16 protein-coding genes and 1 tRNA gene are annotated in these 17,442 nt (G+C 62.8%); 9 read left to right on the forward strand and 8 right to left on the reverse strand.

Translation table 11 applies throughout. The annotated features are described in order from the left end of the window. Window positions 1–97 precede the first annotated feature (97 nt). Entirely contained in the window at window positions 98–814 is a 717-nt protein-coding gene (locus HCN58_RS32905) for a glutathione S-transferase family protein (RefSeq protein WP_210266266.1), read from the forward strand. Window positions 815–931: 117 nt separating this feature from the next. Here HCN58_RS32905 and HCN58_RS32910 read toward each other — a convergent pair whose 3' ends face one another. After that, a complete protein-coding gene (locus tag HCN58_RS32910) occupies window positions 932–3,952 on the reverse strand; it encodes a sensor histidine kinase (RefSeq protein ID WP_171583507.1) in 3,021 nt (1,006 codons plus the stop codon). Window positions 3,953–4,253: 301 nt separating this feature from the next. Between HCN58_RS32910 and HCN58_RS32915 the strand changes: the two genes are divergently transcribed. The 6 genes from HCN58_RS32915 (at window position 4,254) to HCN58_RS32940 (ending at window position 7,383) form a co-directional block, all read left to right on the forward strand. Further along, entirely contained in the window at window positions 4,254–4,637 is a 384-nt protein-coding gene (locus HCN58_RS32915) for a phasin family protein (protein ID WP_171583508.1), read from the forward strand. A gap of 256 nt (window positions 4,638–4,893) precedes the next feature. Further along, window positions 4,894–5,328 (forward strand): phasin, encoded by a 435-nt coding sequence (locus HCN58_RS32920; RefSeq protein ID WP_171583509.1) that lies wholly within the window; start codon window positions 4,894–4,896, stop codon window positions 5,326–5,328. Between the two features lie 213 nt (window positions 5,329–5,541). Continuing rightward, window positions 5,542–5,618, forward strand: a tRNA-His gene (locus HCN58_RS32925). Between the two features lie 127 nt (window positions 5,619–5,745). After that, a complete protein-coding gene (locus tag HCN58_RS32930) occupies window positions 5,746–6,102 on the forward strand; it encodes a hypothetical protein (RefSeq protein ID WP_171583510.1) in 357 nt (118 codons plus the stop codon). Window positions 6,103–6,197: 95 nt separating this feature from the next. Next, a complete protein-coding gene (locus HCN58_RS32935; protein WP_171583511.1) occupies window positions 6,198–6,527 on the forward strand; it encodes a hypothetical protein in 330 nt (109 codons plus the stop codon). Between the two features lie 175 nt (window positions 6,528–6,702). Next, window positions 6,703–7,383, forward strand: coding sequence for an AAA family ATPase (locus tag HCN58_RS32940; RefSeq protein WP_171583512.1), 681 nt, complete (start codon window positions 6,703–6,705; stop codon window positions 7,381–7,383). A gap of 191 nt (window positions 7,384–7,574) precedes the next feature. Here HCN58_RS32940 and HCN58_RS36880 read toward each other — a convergent pair whose 3' ends face one another. Beyond that, on the reverse strand, window positions 7,575–7,706 hold the full coding sequence (locus tag HCN58_RS36880; protein ID WP_256470245.1) for a hypothetical protein: 132 nt from the start codon (window positions 7,704–7,706) through the stop codon (window positions 7,575–7,577). A 231-nt stretch (window positions 7,707–7,937) separates the two neighbouring features. On the opposite strand from HCN58_RS36880, the gene HCN58_RS32945 reads away from it, so the two are divergent. Next, the gene (locus tag HCN58_RS32945; protein ID WP_171583513.1) at window positions 7,938–8,078 is read left to right on the forward strand and encodes a hypothetical protein; all 141 of its coding nucleotides are present in this window, start codon (window positions 7,938–7,940) and stop codon (window positions 8,076–8,078) included. A 49-nt stretch (window positions 8,079–8,127) separates the two neighbouring features. Here HCN58_RS32945 and dapA read toward each other — a convergent pair whose 3' ends face one another. The 3 genes from dapA to trxB all read right to left on the reverse strand — a co-directional run bounded on the left by dapA (window position 8,128) and on the right by trxB (window position 11,440). Further along, window positions 8,128–9,060, reverse strand: a complete 933-nt coding sequence (gene dapA / locus HCN58_RS32950) for a 4-hydroxy-tetrahydrodipicolinate synthase (protein ID WP_171583514.1) — start codon at window positions 9,058–9,060, stop codon at window positions 8,128–8,130. 491 nt (window positions 9,061–9,551) lie between these two features. After that, window positions 9,552–10,472, reverse strand: a complete 921-nt coding sequence (locus tag HCN58_RS32955) for a LysR family transcriptional regulator (protein ID WP_028350191.1) — start codon at window positions 10,470–10,472, stop codon at window positions 9,552–9,554. Window positions 10,473–10,474: 2 nt separating this feature from the next. Further along, window positions 10,475–11,440, reverse strand: coding sequence for a thioredoxin-disulfide reductase (trxB, locus tag HCN58_RS32960; protein WP_171583515.1), 966 nt, complete (start codon window positions 11,438–11,440; stop codon window positions 10,475–10,477). Between the two features lie 281 nt (window positions 11,441–11,721). Between trxB and HCN58_RS32965 the strand changes: the two genes are divergently transcribed. After that, window positions 11,722–12,204 (forward strand): Lrp/AsnC family transcriptional regulator, encoded by a 483-nt coding sequence (locus tag HCN58_RS32965; protein WP_171583516.1) that lies wholly within the window; start codon window positions 11,722–11,724, stop codon window positions 12,202–12,204. Window positions 12,205–12,303: 99 nt separating this feature from the next. Here HCN58_RS32965 and HCN58_RS32970 read toward each other — a convergent pair whose 3' ends face one another. The 3 genes from HCN58_RS32970 to carB form a co-directional block, all read right to left on the reverse strand. Next, a complete protein-coding gene (locus tag HCN58_RS32970; protein WP_171583517.1) occupies window positions 12,304–12,714 on the reverse strand; it encodes a DoxX family protein in 411 nt (136 codons plus the stop codon). 472 nt (window positions 12,715–13,186) lie between these two features. Then, the gene (greA, locus tag HCN58_RS32975) at window positions 13,187–13,660 is read right to left on the reverse strand and encodes a transcription elongation factor GreA (protein WP_171583518.1); all 474 of its coding nucleotides are present in this window, start codon (window positions 13,658–13,660) and stop codon (window positions 13,187–13,189) included. Between the two features lie 218 nt (window positions 13,661–13,878). Then, window positions 13,879–17,343, reverse strand: coding sequence for a carbamoyl-phosphate synthase large subunit (gene carB / locus HCN58_RS32980; protein WP_171583519.1), 3,465 nt, complete (start codon window positions 17,341–17,343; stop codon window positions 13,879–13,881). Window positions 17,344–17,442 lie beyond the last annotated feature (99 nt).

Genomic DNA, 17,442 nt, shown 5'->3' on the forward strand with positions numbered 1-17,442 from the left:
ACGACTCCCGCGGTGGGCCGGCACCGCGAGGTTCTATCGGATTGACAAAAACAGGACAACCTGTTTGTTTTGTTGTGACAATCGAGGGCAAGAAGCGATGCACGAAGACGCTCAATCCGATCGAGAACCGGCTCGAAGCAGCGACCGCAAAATGTGGCTGTTCTCCGGTCCCCTGAGCATGTTCGGCGCAAAGGTTCAGATCGCTCTGCACGAGAAGAACATCGATTTCGAACTAGTCATGGTCTCCTTCACCATGAAGGAGGGTTACGCGCCAAAGCATCCGGTCCTGCGCATCAATCCGAAGCGCCAGGTCCCGGTGCTGATCGACGGTGATCTCGAGATTTTCGATTCCACACAAATCTTCGAGTATTTGGAGGACATCAAACCGGATCCTGCGCTGTGGCCCGCTGCTCCTGCAGCGCGAGCCTGGTGTCGCCGGCTCGAGCATGAATCGGACGAGGTCTATTTCCCTGATATCATTAAATTGATGCAGCTCTGGAAGACGCCGCGCGATCCCGCCGCGGAGCTCGCGCGCGAGAGCGCTGCCGCCTACTATCGAACAATGGAGAGCGTGTTAGGCGACCGCGAGCATCTCGGCGGCGCCTATTCCTTTGCCGATATCGCGTTCTATATGGCCCAGCTCTTCGGCGCCCGCATGGGTGCCGACATGACCGGCGAAACGCCGAGACTCTTGCAATGGCGGCAGCGTATGACGGCAAGACCGGCCGTCATCAAGGTCGCCGGGCCTATGGCGGATTACTTGCGCAGCCAAGGCCTCAGCGTACCAGCGTTTCTTTCCCCAAAAGCGACGTGATCAACGCTGCCGGTGCGCATGCCTGTAGCCCTCATGGTGAGGAGCGCGAAGCGCGTCTCAAACCATGAGGCCCCCGTCTGTGGCCTACATACTTCGAGCAGCAATGACGCAGTAAGATTAAGCCCGTGCTACCACGTGCGGAAACACGATCTCGATCAGCGTGCCGGAGCGGCCGCCGGTCTTGATCTGGAATTTGGCGCGGTTGGCTTCGACCAGCGCCTTTGTCAGCGACAGGCTGACGGCCGCACTCTCGGCCTGATCCGACGGCGCCCGCGTGCGGAACGGCTCGAGAGCTGCGGCAACCTCGTTGTCATTGAGGCCGTGGCCGGTGTCGCGGACCCGCAGCATCACCTCCCCGAAATCGGACAGCGCAGTCGAGACGATGACCTGGCCGCCGGCGTTGGCGAGATGGATCGAATTGCCGATCAGGTTTAGCGTGATCTGGCGCAACGCCCGCGCGTCCGCGATCACGGGCGGCAGCGTGTGCGCGAGCGACGTGCGGATGATGATGCGCTCGCGATTGGCCTGCGGCTGCATCACCGCTACGCAGCTCTCGACCAGCTCGTTGAGATTCTGATTGGTGAACGCGAGATCGAGTTTGCCGGTTTCGATCCGCGAGAGGTCGAGCAGGTCGTCGACGATCGCGATCACGTGTTCGCCGGCGGCGCGGATGTCCTTCATGTATTCGCGGTAACGCTCGTTGCCGAGTGCGCCGAAACGCTCGCCTATCATCACTTCGGCAAAGCCTATGATGGCATTCAGCGGCGTGCGCACCTCGTGGCTGATCCGGGCCAGCACGTCGGCCTTGGCGTTGGCGGCGCGTTCCGCCAGCCGCCGCGCCTCGCGCAATTCGCTCTCGGTCTTCTCGGCTTGCGACAGATCGCGGAACACCGCGAAGAAATTCGGGCCGTCGGGGCGGGTGCGGCCGATGGTCATCGACAGCGGGATGATGCCGCCCTTGCTTTCGCGGCCCAGCACCTCGCGGCCGTGATCGAGCAGGCTCTCGACGCCGGAAGCCTTGATGGCGGCGAGATATTCGAACACGCCGTGCTGGCTTTCCGGCGCAAAGAGGTCGGCAAGATTACGTTGGACGAGTTCGTCGCCGTCATGGCCGAACAACGCTTCGGCGCTGCGGTTCGCCGCGTTGATGTTGCCCTCGGCATCGAACATCAGGACGCCTTCGGCCGTGGTGTCGAGGATGGCGGCGAGTTCTTCGGCATTGGCATGGCCGACATCGGACGGTTCGGAGATGTCCAGCTCCGCTACCGGCTCGGCTCGCGAGATCGCGGCCGCGATCGCCGTGCCTTCGTGGCGCGTGGTCGAGAAGATCAGGGCCAGCGCCGAATCGCCGTCCCACGAAATCGTGTAGAGCCGGGCCTCAGCGGCCGATGGTGGCGCGTCGGCGTCCGCAGGTCCGCTTGCGGAAATCGTCACTGGCCTGCCGGTATCCGACGTCGAGGACGCATTCGACGTGCCGGGTTCGACATAGAGCGCGTCGAGGCCGCCGGCATCTTCCAGCGCATGCAGGCTGGCATAGCCCATCTGCGTCAGGAAGGCGGGGTTGGCATATAGCAGGCGGTCGAGCCGGTAGATCAGGATGCCGACGGGTAAGAGATCGAGCAGCGCCTTGTCACGCGCGATTTCGCCACGCGCGGGTGGTTCGGGCGGCGCCAGCCATTCCGGCGGCTCACCGGCCGGCTCGCGCGCGAACGATGCGATGGTTGGTTCGAAGATCGTTTCGCCGGTGACGTTCGGCACCGCCTCGTTGCCATTCTCGGTGTCGAGCCGCGCCGACAATTGCCGCGCGAGTTCGTCGAAGGCGCTGTTTTCGACAGGCGTCAGCGACAGCGGTTTTGCCTCGCCGGGGGTGCGGAAAGGCACGACGTTGGGAGCGTCCGCAGGCAATTCCGTCACGGTGTCCTTCAAGGCTCCATTGGCGCTGTCGTTGGCGGTTTCCTTGGGAGGTTCCACGGTCGTTTCCAAATCGTTTGGATGTGAAGTTGCGGCAGCAATCGGTTCGGGCAATTCGTCGACCAAAGGCGGTGCAACGCCTGTCGGGTCGGGAAATTCCGGGGCGGGCGGTTCTTGCGGCATTGCCATTTCGCCGGACAATTCTGCCAGGCGCAGGGCGGCGAGCCGGGCGAGGGCGTCGAAATCGCGACAGACGCCAAAGCCGCGATAGCCGACGAAATTCCGCTGCCCGTCGAAGATCGGCAAGCCGGACAGTTCAACCGGGAGAGTGCCGCCGCCATCGACCGGCCAGTTCAGCACGATGCCGTTCCAGGTCGCGCATGTGGCGAACGCCTTCATCACGCGGCCGTTGGGATCGAGCGCAAATTTCTCGGCGATCTCGCGCCATGGCCGGCCGAAGCCGGCCGTGGTGCGCGGGCCGATCAGGCCGGTGAATTCGTCCGTGCCGAGCGTGAAGCGGCCTTCCCGATCCATCTGCCAGGTGAAGCGCAGCGGCAGGCGGCGCGTCGGCTGGCCGGCAAATGCTTCGAGCGCAGGCGATGGCGTGCGTGGAGCGGCGTCCGTCGCGGCCGGCTCCTCCGCGGCGGCCGGCTCGGCAAACGCATCGAACAATGCAAGCTCGGCGAGCGCTTCGCCCGATTGCGCCGGCTGTTCATAATCGGGAGCCGGCTGCCGCGCGACCGCTTGCTCCATGGCGGGCGCGCTCGGCCGCGGGGCTGGCGTTGACGCCGCTGTGGTGTCTTGCTGCATCTCGTTTTCAGGAGGCTCATACGCCTGCGCCGGCCGCGGCGCGATCAACGCGATATCGCCGGCGGCGATCAGGACACCGTGGCTGCCGTCGGCAAAGTCGAACCGCGAACAGCCGCAGGTCGCAAGCATACCGGGCGCCGCGCCAAATCCCTGTAACCGCTCCAGGCGGATGGCGCCGTTGGCGAGCAGCCGTCCTGCGAGCCGCGCGATCTGCCGCCGGTGCCGGTCGGCCGGTCCGAAGGTCTTCTCAGTAAGGGCTTCGGCGCTGGCGGCGCCGAACATGCGGGCGCCGGCCGGATTGGCCCACAGGATCCGCCTGCCGTCGGCCGTCCACAGCCATGCGGGCAGGCGGCTCGCCGCGTAGGCCGCCAATCGCGGATCGCTCTGCGCCCGCCACTGAAATTCAGCGTCCTTCATCGCAACTACATGACCGTCCGGCGTCGAGATCGGCAGCCAGGATGCCGAACGCGTTAAGGGATCGTTACTATCGCAAGCCGGCGGCGGCAGGTCCACGGCCCGGCGGGCCGGGGCTGGTTTAAGCGGCGGATAACCTTAACCCGGCTGAACTCTTGGGCCGCCAGCCGCGTTGGGTGGTTGCAAGCGGCCGCCAGGGGTTCACCATGAGGAACCTCCCGGGGCGCCGCATCTGTCCGGCCGCGAGCCCTGCGACCCCTGGCGGGATCCGGACGCAATCCCTGCCCATACAAAGGAGCGCACCATGAGCGATGAAGTGCGAGACCGTTTCGAGATACCCAAGGAAATGCGCGCGATGGCCGAGGCAAGTGTCGAGCAGGCTCGCAAGACGTTCGAGAAGTTCGTCGCCTCGGCGAGATCCGCCGCAGGCTCGATCGAGGAGCGCAATGCGACTGTTCGCGCCGGCGCCAAGGACATCAGTAGCAAGGCGATCGCCCATGCCGAAAAGAACGTGCAGACCTCCCTCGACCACGCGCAATCGCTGCTGAAAGCCAAGGACGTGGCCGAAGTGACGCGCCTGCACAGCGAATATGTGCAAGGCTTGATGCGGTCGCTGGCGGAGCAGGCGAGCGAGATGGGCCAGATCGTTACCAAGGCCGCCCGGGACGTTGCGAAGCCGAAAGCCTGACCTGCCGTCCGTTAGTAGAGGGCGACCTGGGGAGGCCGGCCGGTTCATCCGGTGCGGGTTGCCCATGCGGCGTCGCACCAGAAATTGCAGTGCGTTGCACAAATTTGACATGATAAGGGTGCTGATTAGGCGAGCCCGTGGATGGGCACTTCCGTGAATGTGTGTGTACGTGATCCCTTCGGCGTTCCGGCCGCTTTTCCCGCCAGGCGTCCGCAAGGGGGAACATCGTTTAAACCCATTGTGAAGGATGCAAGCCGTGACCAGCTCCACCGATCCGTTCTCCGCCGCCATCATTCCCTTCGAAGTTCCCGAACAGATGCGCGCGCTCGCTGAAAAGGGCGTCTCGCAGGCCCGCGACAGCTACGCCAAGTTCAAGGATGCCGCCGAAACCCACAACGGCACCATCGAGGCCGTGTTCACCTCGGCCAGCAAGGGCGCCAGCGAGTACAACGCCAAGCTGATCGAGTTCTTTAAGGCCAACACCTCGTCCTCGCTCGATTTCGCGCAGGAGCTGCTCGGCGTGAAGACCCCGGCGGCGGCGCTGGAGCTGTGGACTTCGCAGGCCAAGAAGCAGTACGAGACCTTCACCGCCCAGGCCAAGGAGCTCGCCGAGCTCGGCCAGAAGGTTGCGACCGAGACCGTCGAGCCGATCAAGGCCTCCGCCTCGAAATTCTACAAGCCCGCCGCCTGATCGGGCCCTATCGCCAAAGAAAAGCCCGGGCGAAGCGGCCCGGGCTTTTTGCTGTCACGGAGACCATTTTGCCGGGCTCCGGCGCGACCCGCGCTTGAACGCAACACGGGTCGAAAACGACCATAATCTGACGCTTCCCGGCCTTGCCAAAGGCAGGCGTTGCACCTAGTTTCCGGCCCATTCGCGACCCCGTATTGAGGGCTCGCGCAGGATGCAGTTGTAGCTCAGTTGGTTAGAGCGCCTGTCTGTGGAACAGGAGGTCGGTGGTTCGAGCCCACCCAACTGTACCAGCCTTCACTCCGCAGAATTATCTCGCGAACTGCCGCGACACTTGCGCTGTGGCGCGTTGTCCACCGCTGCTTGCGAATCCCCACCTGTTCACCCACTATTTCGGCAAATCATTGGGCTGGGGGATTTATGACGATTTTTCGAGCAAGAAGCTTTCAGCTTGGTTTGATGCTGGCCACCGCACTTGCGGTTTCGATCGCGCCAGCCGCCAGTCAGACCTACAGCCCCGAACAGGAGCAGGCCTGCACTGGCGACGCCTTCCGGCTCTGCAGTTCGGAAATTCCCGACATCGGCCGCGTCACCGCCTGCATGGTCCGCAACAAGTCGCAGCTCTCGCCGGCCTGCCGGGCGCACTTCCGTCCCGAACCCGAAGAGGTTGTGGCGAGGCCGGTGGGCCGGCCGACGGACATCCGACCGGCAGCCCCGCGCAAATCGGCTGCCGCCAAGCCGCGCAAGGCCAAAAAGGCGAAAAAGCCCGCGACCTGACGGCCGCGCATCATTTCAAGAGCTCTTCTCGCGATAGACTGAGGCTTGTCAGCAGTCCCTCCAATGAACATCTCCTCGGAAGAGGAGAGGGTTCGTTGAGTAAGCACCAGAAAGAGCTCGACCGGCATTTTGCCTGGTTCGAGAAGAAGCTGCCGCCGGGGCCGGCGAGGTTCGTCGGCTGGGTGCGCAAACCGTCGTCGATCTACGTCCGAGTACCGCTTGCCATACTGCTGATCGCCGGCGGCTTTCTCAGCTTCCTGCCGGTGCTCGGACTCTGGATGCTGCCGCTCGGACTCCTTTTGTTCGCGCAGGACGTGCCGCCGCTGCAGAAGCCGTTGGCGCTGGGGCTTGGATGGATTGAGCGCAAATGGCTCGAACGTCAGCGCGCAAAACTCGAACGCGAGCGCGCAAAAAGCGCGCAATGAGCCAGGCCAGGCGGACTTTTCCGATTCCTTTTGGGGTCACCGGTTGCACGGTGTGACTCAAAAACCAGCCTTATCGGCAATTAAGTGGCTTCATCGCGGCGGCCGATAAATTTTTCTTTCACGAATCAGCGTGCTGATTCATTTTCGGCTTCTGGGGTCAACTGGAGGCCAAGGTATGAACGTAATTGTTTTCGCATCACGTAAGGGGGGCTCGGGAAAGAGTACCCTGGCTGCTCACCTCGCTGCCCATGTTCACAAGGCAACGAAGCCCATCCTGCTCGTCGATGCCGATCCGCAGGGCTCGCTTACGCTCTGGCACAAATTGCGCGGCACCAACGAGCCGCCGATCAAGGCCGCAGTGAATTCCGTCAGCGGCATCGTCGCTGCCGCCAAGCGCGACGGCATCGAATGGGTGTTCATCGACACGCCGCCGAACTTGTCGGCCGTCGTCGACGACGCGATTCGTAACGCTACCATGGTGATCATTCCGGCGCGGCCCGGCGTGTTCGACGTCAATGCGGTGCAGGAAACCATTCAGACCTGCCGCTCGGCGCGCAAGCCCTACGCGGTCGTGATCAACGGCGCGCCTGCCGAACGCGACGGCGCCGAGAGCCGCATCGTCAGCATCGCGCGTGAAGCGCTGGCGAAATTCCGTGCGCCGGTGTGGAGCGGCCAGATCACCAACCGCGCCGATCTGATCATGGCGCTGAGCCAGGGCGAAGGCGCCCGCGAATATTACGCCGAAGGCCGGGCGGCTGCGGAGATCACCAGGCTGTGGGGCGCGATCGAACGTTCGATCAAGGCGATCCGCGGAACGGCGTCGGCATCGGGCGCCATGCACAAGCAGGCGGCGTAACAACGCCGCTTTCGATCTGCCGGACTGATAAAGAGCGCGCGGGCTCCGCGCGTTTTTCTTTTTATGGGCGTGCAGAATTGGTTCCCCGTCATTGCGAGGAGCGCAGCGACGAAGCAATCCATCTATCCCCGAGCGGAGAGATGGATTGCTTCGCTTCGCTCGCAATGACGGACAGAGCGGCGATAGCCGCCTTACGCCACCATCAGCACGTAGAACACGACGACCGGCGACAGCGTCAGGATCACCGACCAGATGCCGACAGCCCACAGAATGTCCTCGGTCGAAAAGCCCTGTTCAGGAATGTTGTTGTTCTCGAAATGCACGACGCGCCCCAACGTTTTTCTGTTGTACGGGGATCTTGATACGCGAACGGTTTTAAAAACCCGGTTGCGATTTCGCTTGCATTTGACCGCACCTGCTACCGCCGATTAACCACCGTCGCGCCTGGTTAACATTCCGTGACCGCACGGCGTCAAAGTCGAGCGAAGCCTCGCCCGCAACATTAGAATTTTACGCGTATGGATATCCTTCCAAGAAAAACGACGGGGATAGCGATGAGCGTTCACGACAAGAAATTGCCGATCGGCGAGTACGCCCAGAGCATGCACGACGTTCTTCTGGTGTCGTCATTCGCCGTCTGGGCGATGCTGCTCGGCTTCGCGCCCGTGATGACCTATCGCCTGCTGGTGAGCTGATTCGATTTCTCCCTCCCGCCATCGGCGCGAGAGGGAGCCGATGCCATCCTTAAGCCTGCCGCAAAAGCTGTGGCCTGCGCTGCTCGACCTCCTCGTCGAGCAACGCCGCCAACTCCGCGCTTATCTCGACCATCGGCAGGCGAACCTCGGCGCTGTCGATCAGTCCGTTGCGCGCCAGGCAGTATTTTGCGGGCGCCGGGCTCGGCTCGGCAAACAACAACCGGGCCAGCCGGGAGAGCTCCTTCCAGCACGCCCGCGCGCCGTCGCGGTCGCCCTGCGCGAGCAGCGTCCGCAGCGATGCGAAGGTCTCGGTCTCCAGATGCGCCGACAACAGGATTGCGCCATCGGCGCCGTCAGCGAGCGCGTCATGATACTCCGCGTCTTCGCCGGTCAGCACGCGAAAGCCCGATGGCCGTCTCGCCAGAAAGTCGATCGACTGCGCGCGGTCGGCGCCGCAATCCTTCATGCCGACGATGTTTGGATGCAAGGCGAGCTGCAGCAGCGTCTCATTGGTGAGGCTGACTCCCGTCCGGTAGGGAATGTTGTAGAGCACGATCGGCCACGAGGCGTGATTGGCGAGCGCGGTGAAGTGCTGCACGAGCCCGCGCTGCGACGGCCGGATGTAATAGGGGCTCGCGATCAGATAGCCGTCGATCGGCCAGGTCGCGGTCTCATCCAGCGCATCGAGCATCTTCGCGGTGGAGGCGCCGGACAGGCCCAACAGGATCGGCAGGTGGCGCCGGCTGGCGGAGAGCTCGCTGTGCGTCAGTGTCACCAGCCGCTCGAGTTCGCCCGCGCGGAGCGACATGCCTTCGCCCGACGTCGCCGCCAGAATGAAGCCGTCGATTGGGCCGGCCGAATAGTGCCGGACGAGCCGTCGTAACGACGCCTCGTCGAGTTCGCCGTCGCGAAACGGCGTGATCAGCGGCAGCCACAGGCCGTGCAGCCGGCTTGTCAGGTCGTTAGTCGAAGGGGCAGTCATCGTTCCATCTCCTCTTGGGGTGAGCCGGAGACGGGACCAAATAAAAAACCCCGTCCTGACGGCGGGGCTTTCGGGATCGCTAAGTTGCGGCAGTCTAGCGCGCGCGTCGATCTCGGGTCCCCGGATGGAGACCTTTTTTCGACGACAGGGCTGCGCACGAACTCGTGATCATGTGCCGATGATGGAGGGCGAGAACCTCAATGTCAATCTGCGCGGGAACATGACGTGCCGATGAAAAAAAGCCGGGCCCAAAAGAGCCCGGCTTGAGGTATTGGCCACGTGAGGCCGACACAATCACCTTCCAAGAGGGATTACTGAACCGCCGCGTCACTGGAGGAGGGGGACATATGCGCGACGCGACCGCTCAGCGTTTGAGCACTATGATCCTCATCAGCGCCTTGCAGCAACCGTCCGAGCCGCATGTCAGTCATGCGGAGAGCGGGCCCTCTATAAAATAGGCTAATCCAGACGCGGGAGACGGAGCGCCACCGCTAGGAGGGCCAGCGCTGCGCCTTGCTCACTACGAAGTCGCGGAACACCTGCACGCGTGCGACCGTCTTCAGTTCCTCTGGGTAAACGAAGTACGTGTCCACCGCGATCGAATCGGTTTCGCCGAACAACTGCACCAGGCGATTGTTCTCCTCGACCAGATAGTCGGGCAGGGCGGCGATGCCGAGCCCCTGCTGGCAGGCGCGGACCAGCCCTAAGATGTTGTTGACCTTGAAGTAGGCTTCACGCGGACCTGAGCCGTTGCGGCCGGCGTCGATCAGCCAGCTCCGGTTCTGCAGATGCGGCGGCACCTGCGCGTCGCCGAGCATGATGATGCGGTGCGAGTCGAGGTCGTCCAGCGTCCGCGGCGTACCGAAGCGCTTGATATATTCGGGCGAGCAATAGGCGTGGAAGCCGATCGAGAACAGCTTGCGCTGGATCAGGTCGGGCTGGGTCGGCTTGCGAGTCCGGATCGCGACGTCGGCCTCGCGCATCGAGAGGTCGAGATCCTCGTCGGTGACGATCAGCGAAATGCGGATGTCCGGATAGAGCGCGGTGAATTCGTCGAGCCGCGGGATCAGCCAGTTGATGCCGAGCGCTGGCGGCGTCGTGATCTTGAGGTCGCCGCTCGGCCGCTCGCGGCTGTCCGTGAGCTTGGCGCGCGCCGCCTGCAACTGCATGAACACGTCATGCGCGGTTCGAAACAGCAGATCGCCCTGCTCGGTGAGGATGAGTCCGCGCGCGTGGCGGTGGAACAGCGAGACCGCGAGCTCCTGCTCCAGCGCGCTGACCTGCCGCGATACCGCGGACTGCGAGAGCCCTAATTGCTCGCCGGCGTGGGTAAAGCTTCCCGCTTCCGCCGCCGCGTGAAACACCTTCAGCTTGTCCCAGTCCATGTCAAATCCGTCTCGTGTTCTAGGCATGACTATTCAGCCGCCGCGCGATCGCTCGCGCGCAAAGCCAGGAAGCGTTCGGCCTCAAGCGCCGCCATGCAGCCGAGGCCGGCAGCCGTGACCGCCTGGCGATAGGTTTCGTCGGCGACGTCGCCGGCGGCGAACAGGCCGGGGATCGAGGTCGCGGTCGAGTTCGGCGCCACCTCGACATAGCCTGATGATCTCAGCTTGATCTGGCCTTTGACGAGGTCGGTTGCCGGCGCATGCCCGATGGCGATGAAGACGCCGTCGGCCGCAATGTCCCTGAGGGCGCCGGTCTTGACGTTCTTGAGGCGCACATGGGTGACCTTGCTTGGGTTCTCGGCGCCGCAGATCTCGTCGATCGCCGAGTCCCACACCACCTTGATCTTCGGATTCTTGAACAGGCGGTCCTGCAGGATGCGCTCGGCGCGGAAATGATCGCGGCGATGCACGATCGTCACGGTCGATGCAAAATTGGTCAGGAACAGCGCTTCCTCAACCGCGGTGTTGCCGCCGCCGACCACGATCACTTCCTTGCCGCGGTAGAAGAAGCCGTCGCAGGTCGCGCAGGCCGAGACGCCAAAACCCTTGAACCTTTCTTCCGAGGGAATGCCGAGCCAGCGCGCCTGCGCGCCGGTGGCGAGGACCACGGTTTCGGCCAGATAGACGTCGCCGCTATCGCAGGTCAGGCGGAACGGCCGCTGCGCCAGTTCGAGCTTGTTGACGAGGTCGGTGACGATCTTGGTGCCGACATGGGCCGCCTGCTTCTCCATCTGCTCCATCAGCCAGGGGCCCTGGATGACGTCGGCAAAGCCCGGATAATTTTCCACGTCGGTGGTGATGGTGAGTTGTCCGCCGGGTTGGATGCCCTGGATCAGCACCGGCTCCAGCATCGCGCGCGCCGCGTAGATCGCCGCGGTGTAACCGGCGGGGCCGGACCCGATAATGACGACCTTGGCATGGATAGGCGCGGGCATCGGCGATTCCCTCTCTTTGGAGGATTTTGATGAGGACTTGTGCGGAAAGCGCCCGGGCCGGCAGCGCGGCGGCGCCAAAAGTGTCAAATCCAAGTCTATGATATCTGGGTAGCTATGCAAGAATTGCAATTCATCCCAGCGAATTTTCCCCGGAACTGAAGTAACAATCGCGAAATATGGCGTTGCACGCGCAATAAAATTGCGCAAGCCGCACAGCCTGCGCTAAGAGAGTTGCCAGTAAGGCCGGCCCAGCGCGGCCAGAATCAGGGAACCCGACGCGCGTGTCGAAGAATCTTGACGAAATCGACCTCCGAATTCTTGCCGAAATCCAGGCCGATGGCCGAATCACCAACGTGGAACTGGCCAAACGCGTCGGTATTTCGCCGCCGCCTTGCCTGCGCCGGGTCCGCACGTTGGAGGAAGAAGGCTACATCCAGGGCTATCGCGGGCTATTGGATCCGCGTCGGTTAGGCTTCGACGTCACCGTGTTCGCTTCCGTCCATCTGTCCAGCCAAGCGGATGCGGATTTGCGCGCGTTCGAGGATTTCGTCCGCGCCGAGCCGCTGGTGCGGGAATGCTGGATGCTGTCGGGCGAGGTCGACTTCATCCTCAAATGCGTCGCGCCCGATATGGCGACGTTCCAGGATTTCGTCACGCACCTGACCGCCGCGCCGCATGTGCGCAACGTCAGGACGTCGCTGGTGCTGCACAATTCGAAATATGAAGCGGCGGTGCCGCTCGATGTGAAGGTTGTGGGAGGTTGAGAGTCATTCCGGGACGCGTCGAAGACGCAAACCCGGAATCTCGAGATTCCGGGTCTGGTGCTTAACCACCATCCCGGAATGACAGTGTTCGTGGGCAGCTTACTTCTTCCGCATCTCGTCGACGCTGATCGGCCCGCCGCCCGCGGTCGCCAGATACAGACAGGCGAAGCAGAACAGGATCGCGGCCGTGCCGCCATTGAGCAGCGGCAGGAACACCGGCTTGGCGGGATCCTTGAACATGTGGCCGAGGAAATAGGCCGCGGCCATTTCACCGGACAGGATGAAAGCGCTGATGCGCGTGAACAGGCCGATCATCAAGAGCGCGCCAAGCACAAGCTCGATCGAGCCCGCGACCACGATCAACGGCGGTATCTTGGCGAACATAGGTACAGCCGGAAAACCGAGAATCTTGGCGACGCCGTACTGAAACAGCAATAGCCCGGTGATGAAGCGAAACAGGCTCAGCGCCATCGGCTGCCATTTCGCGAGCATCTTGTCGAATTGGTCCATGTCATAGTCCCCCTTTTTTGGCACGCTAGAACTTAGCGTCATGAGATTACACGGTGTTGTCGGATCACGTGTGATGCCGACACAACACCTCTGAAATTGAATCATTCCCCTTCAAGTCGCCGCTTCGCGACATTGTCGCGATTGCAGCGCAACAAGATGCCGCTCCGGCAGACGGCAGCCTGCAGTCTATCGTCGCGAACAACGAGATTTCGCCGCGCCGGCGCCGATTCAGTTAGTTATAATCTATAAGCATAGTCCCGGATTCGGATATTCTGAAATCCGCCGCACCACCACTCACAATCCTGTCAGTACCGCGCCAACAAAAAAGCCGCGTGGGACACGCGGCTTTGTCGCAACAGTAACTTGCAGGTGACTAGCGCATGATCCGGAAAAGTGGATACCGGTTTTCCGAAGAGATCATGCTCAATAAGGGATAGAGCGGGATGACGATGCGAAGAAAAGTCATCGGGCTCTAGCGCCACTCGACCTTGGTGATCTCGTAGGCCTTGGCGCCGCCGGGAGCCACGACTTCCACGGTCGAGCCCTTCTTTTTGCCGATCAGCGCGCGGGCCAGCGGCGAGGTGATCGAGATGCGGCCCTTCTTGGCGTCGGCTTCCGGCTCGCCCACGATCTGCCACACCGCCTTCTTCTCAGTATCCTCGTCGACCAGCGTGACGGTCGCGCCGAACTTGACAGTGTCGCCCGACAGCTTCGAGATGTCGATGATGTCGGCGCGCGCGAGCTTGTCCTCGAGCTCGGCAATGCGGCCTTCGTTGTGGGACTGCTCTTCCTTGGCCGCGTGATATTCCGCGTTCTCGGAGAGGTCGCCATGCGAGCGCGCCTCGGCGATATGCTCGATGATGCGCGGACGCTCCACCGACTGGCGCTGCTTCAATTCGACCTCCAGGGCGGCATACCCGCTAGCAGTCATCGGAACCTTTTCCATCATCTCTTTCCGTCCTTCCCTCGCGCGAGCCGCCAGAAAATTGCGCGCACGAGCCACGCTTTCGATTTCGATCAGGCCCTTGAACTCGACATGCGAACCCGCCCGCCTATTGATTTTAGGCCCCGTCAGGGGCCTTACAACATCCAAACGGGCGGTGGGTTCCAGCCATGCCGGCTTTGTTGCCGATCGTTTCGCGGGCATTTTCGCCCGCCGAACGATCAGTTTTCGGAAAAATAGCTCTGTAGCGTGCGGACCTCAAGATCCCCGCCCAGATAGGCGCGGATGCCCTGGGCGGCCGCTACAGCACCCGAAAGAGTGGTGTAATACGGCACTTTATGCAAGAGGGCAGCCCGCCGCAGCGAACGGCTGTCGGCCAGCGCCTGCGGCCCTTCGGTAGTGTTGAAAACGAGCTGAATGTCGCCATTGGTGATGGCGTCGACGATGTGCGGCCGTCCTTCCAGCACCTTGTTGACCTTCTCGGTCGGAATGCCCTTGTCGGTGAGGAAGCGCTGGGTACCCGAGGTGCCCATCACCTTGAAGCCGAGCGAGTGCAAGAGCCGGACCGCTTCGGCGATGCGGTTCTTGTCGATCTCGCGGACCGAGACGAACACCGTGCCCTTGCGCGGCACGCGGGTGCCGCCGCCGAGTTGGCTTTTTGCGAACGCCACCTCGAACGAGCGGTCGATGCCCATTACCTCGCCGGTCGAGCGCATCTCCGGGCCGAGCACGGTATCGACGCCGGGGAAGCGCGCGAAGGGGAAGACGGACTCTTTCACGCCGACATGGCCGAGCTGTTTCTTCTTCAGCTTGAAGTCGGCGAGCTTCTCGCCGGCCATGATCCGCGCCGCGATCTTCGCCACTGGCGTGCCGACCACCTTGGCGACGAACGGCACGGTGCGCGACGCCCGCGGATTGACCTCGAGCACATAGATCTCGCCGTCCTTGATCGCATATTGCACGTTCATCAGCCCGACCACGTCGAGGCCGAGCGCGAGCTCGCGGGTTTGCCGCTCGAGCTCCTCGATCATCTTCGCATCCAGCGAATGCGGCGGCAGCGAACAGGCGGAATCGCCGGAGTGAATGCCGGCTTCCTCGATATGCTCCATGATGCCGACGATGAAGGTGTCCCTGCCGTCACAGAGGCAATCAACGTCGATCTCGGTGGCGTCGGACAGATAACGGTCAAAGAGCAGCGGGTTCTTGCCGAGCACGGTGTTGATCTGCCCGGTCTTGTCGTTCGGGTAGCGCGCCTTGACGTCGGCCGGCACCAGCTCGGGTAGTGTCCCGAGCAGGTAATCGTCGAGCTGGGTTTCCTCGCGGATGATCTGCATCGCGCGGCCGCCCAGTACGTAGGACGGGCGCACCACCAGCGGCAGTCCGAGATCGGCCGATACCAGCCGCGCCTGCTCGACCGAATAGGCGATGCCGTTCTTCGGCTGCTTCAGGCGCAATTTGTCGAGGACGCGCTTGAAGCGGTCGCGGTCCTCGGCGAGGTCGATGGCGTCGGGCGAAGTGCCGAGGATCGGCACCTCGGCCGCTTCCAGCGCGCGTGCGAGTTTTAGCGGGGTCTGGCCGCCGAACTGCACGATCACGCCATGCAGGGTGCCGTTTTGCCGCTCGGTGTCGACGATTTCCAGCACGTCCTCGGCCGTGAGCGGTTCGAAATACAGCCGGTCGGCGGTGTCGTAGTCGGTCGACACCGTCTCCGGATTGCAGTTGATCATGATGGTCTCATACCCGGCATCGTCGAGCGCGAAGCAGGCGTGGCAACAGCAATAGTCGAATTCGATGCCCTGGCCGATCCGGTTCGGGCCGCCGCCGAGAATGATCACCTTCTTGCGGTCGGATGGCGCGCTTTCGTCGGCGAGCGAGCCCGCAAACGGCGCTTCATAGCTCGAATACATATAGGCGGTGGGGGAGGCGAATTCGGCGGCGCAGGTGTCGATGCGCTTGAAAACGGGGCGTACGCCAAGCGCGTGACGCTTCGCGGTGATCTCGGCTTCGGTGGACTCGGACAGCACGGCAAGCCGTGCGTCGGAAAATCCCATCGCCTTCAGCATGCGCATGCCATAGCCGTTCGGCGGCAGGCCGTGCGTCCTGATCTTCGTTTCCATGTCGATGATACCGCGCATCTCGGCGAGGAACCAGGGATCGATCTTGCAGGAATTGAAGATGTCCTCGTTCGACCAGCCGAGCCGCATCGCCTGCGCCACCTGCAGGATGCGGTTGGGCGTCGGCGTGCCCAACGCGGCACGGATCGCGTTCTTGTCGTCGCCGCGGCCCAACCCCTCGATCTCGATCTCGTCGAGCCCGGTCAGTCCGGTCTCAAGCCCGCGCAACGCTTTCTGCAGGCTTTCCTGGAAAGTGCGACCGATCGCCATGACTTCGCCGACCGATTTCATCGAGGTCGTCAGCGTGGTCGAGGCGCCCGGAAATTTCTCGAACGCAAAGCGCGGAACCTTCGTCACGACATAGTCGATGGTCGGCTCGAACGAGGCCGGCGTCGCGCCGCCGGTGATGTCGTTGGCGATTTCATCGAGCGTGTAGCCGACCGCGAGCTTGGCGGCGACTTTTGCGATCGGAAAGCCCGTGGCTTTCGATGCCAGCGCCGAGGAACGCGACACGCGTGGGTTCATCTCAATCACCACCATGCGGCCGTCGTCGGGGTTGACGCCGAACTGCACGTTGGAGCCGCCGGTCTCCACCCCGATCTCGCGCAGCACCGCGATCGAGGCGTCGCGCATGATCTGGTATTCCTTATCGGTCAGCGTCAGCGCCGGCGCCACGGTGATGGAATCGCCGGTGTGCACGCCCATCGGATCGAGGTTCTCGATCGAGCAGACGATGATGCAATTGTCCTTCTTGTCGCGCACCACCTCCATCTCGAACTCTTTCCAGCCGAGCACGGATTCCTCGATCAGCACTTCATTGGTCGGGGAGGCGTCGAGGCCGCGTTCGATGATGTCGAGGAACTCTTCCTTGTTGTAGGCGATGCCGCCGCCGGTACCGCCCATGGTGAAGGAGGGGCGGATGATCGCGGGCAGACCGATTTCGGATAGCGCCATCAGCGCCTCGCCGAGCGCATGCTCCTGGTAGCGCTTGCGGCGCTCGTTCTCGCCGAGCGTCCATTGCCGCTCGAGCTCATCCAGCGCGTCGCCGGATAGTTTCTCGCGTTCGGCGAGGTATTTGTCGCGATAGGACTTCTTCAGCGCCGAGGCATTGGCGAGCCGCGATTTCGGCGTCTGCAGGCCGATCTTCTCCATGGCGTTGCGGAAGAGCTGGCGGTCTTCGGCCTTGTCGATGGCGTCGGCGGTGGCGCCGATCATCTCGACGTCGAATTTGTCGAGCGTACCCTGGCGGCGCAGCGACAGTGCACAGTTCAACGCGGTCTGGCCGCCCATGGTCGGCAATAGCGCAAAGCCGCCGGGGATGACATAGCGTTCCTTCTCGATGATCTTGGCGACGATTTCGGGGGTGATCGGCTCGATATAGGTGGCATCAGCCAGTTCCGGATCGGTCATGATGGTGGCCGGATTGGAATTGACGAGGACGATCCGGTAGCCCTCTTCCTTCAACGTCTTCACCGCCTGGGTGCCGGAATAATCGAATTCGCAGGCCTGGCCGATCACGATTGGACCGGCGCCGATGATCAGGATGGTAGAGATATCTGTTCTTTTGGGCATCAGCTCTCAGACTGGATTTTGGGCACAAAAAAAGGGCGCGCAGCCGCGCGTCCCCTAAGCCAAGAGCGCGGGTCACCCTCGCGCGCGGGTGGTCTTTAG

The organism is Bradyrhizobium australiense, assembly GCF_013114825.1.
GTDB classification, from domain to species: Bacteria; Pseudomonadota; Alphaproteobacteria; order Rhizobiales; family Xanthobacteraceae; genus Bradyrhizobium; species Bradyrhizobium australiense.

Bases quoted from the DNA above. Each gene is read 5' to 3' on its own strand.
- HCN58_RS32910 (WP_171583507.1), bottom strand. From the start codon at position 3,952: ATGAAGGACGCTGAATTTCAGTGGCGGGCGCAGAGCGATCCGCGATTG.
- HCN58_RS32915 (WP_171583508.1), top strand. From the start codon at position 4,254: ATGAGCGATGAAGTGCGAGACCGTTTCGAGATACCCAAGGAAATGCGC.
- greA (WP_171583518.1), bottom strand. From the start codon at position 13,660: ATGGAAAAGGTTCCGATGACTGCTAGCGGGTATGCCGCCCTGGAGGTC.
- HCN58_RS32970 (WP_171583517.1), bottom strand. From the start codon at position 12,714: ATGGACCAATTCGACAAGATGCTCGCGAAATGGCAGCCGATGGCGCTG.
- dapA (WP_171583514.1), bottom strand. From the start codon at position 9,060: ATGACTGCCCCTTCGACTAACGACCTGACAAGCCGGCTGCACGGCCTG.
- HCN58_RS32905 (WP_210266266.1), top strand. From the start codon at position 98: ATGCACGAAGACGCTCAATCCGATCGAGAACCGGCTCGAAGCAGCGAC.
- carB (WP_171583519.1), bottom strand. From the start codon at position 17,343: ATGCCCAAAAGAACAGATATCTCTACCATCCTGATCATCGGCGCCGGT.
- HCN58_RS32940 (WP_171583512.1), top strand. From the start codon at position 6,703: ATGAACGTAATTGTTTTCGCATCACGTAAGGGGGGCTCGGGAAAGAGT.
- HCN58_RS32930 (WP_171583510.1), top strand. From the start codon at position 5,746: ATGACGATTTTTCGAGCAAGAAGCTTTCAGCTTGGTTTGATGCTGGCC.
- trxB (WP_171583515.1), bottom strand. From the start codon at position 11,440: ATGCCCGCGCCTATCCATGCCAAGGTCGTCATTATCGGGTCCGGCCCC.
- HCN58_RS32955 (WP_028350191.1), bottom strand. From the start codon at position 10,472: ATGCCTAGAACACGAGACGGATTTGACATGGACTGGGACAAGCTGAAG.
- HCN58_RS32945 (WP_171583513.1), top strand. From the start codon at position 7,938: ATGAGCGTTCACGACAAGAAATTGCCGATCGGCGAGTACGCCCAGAGC.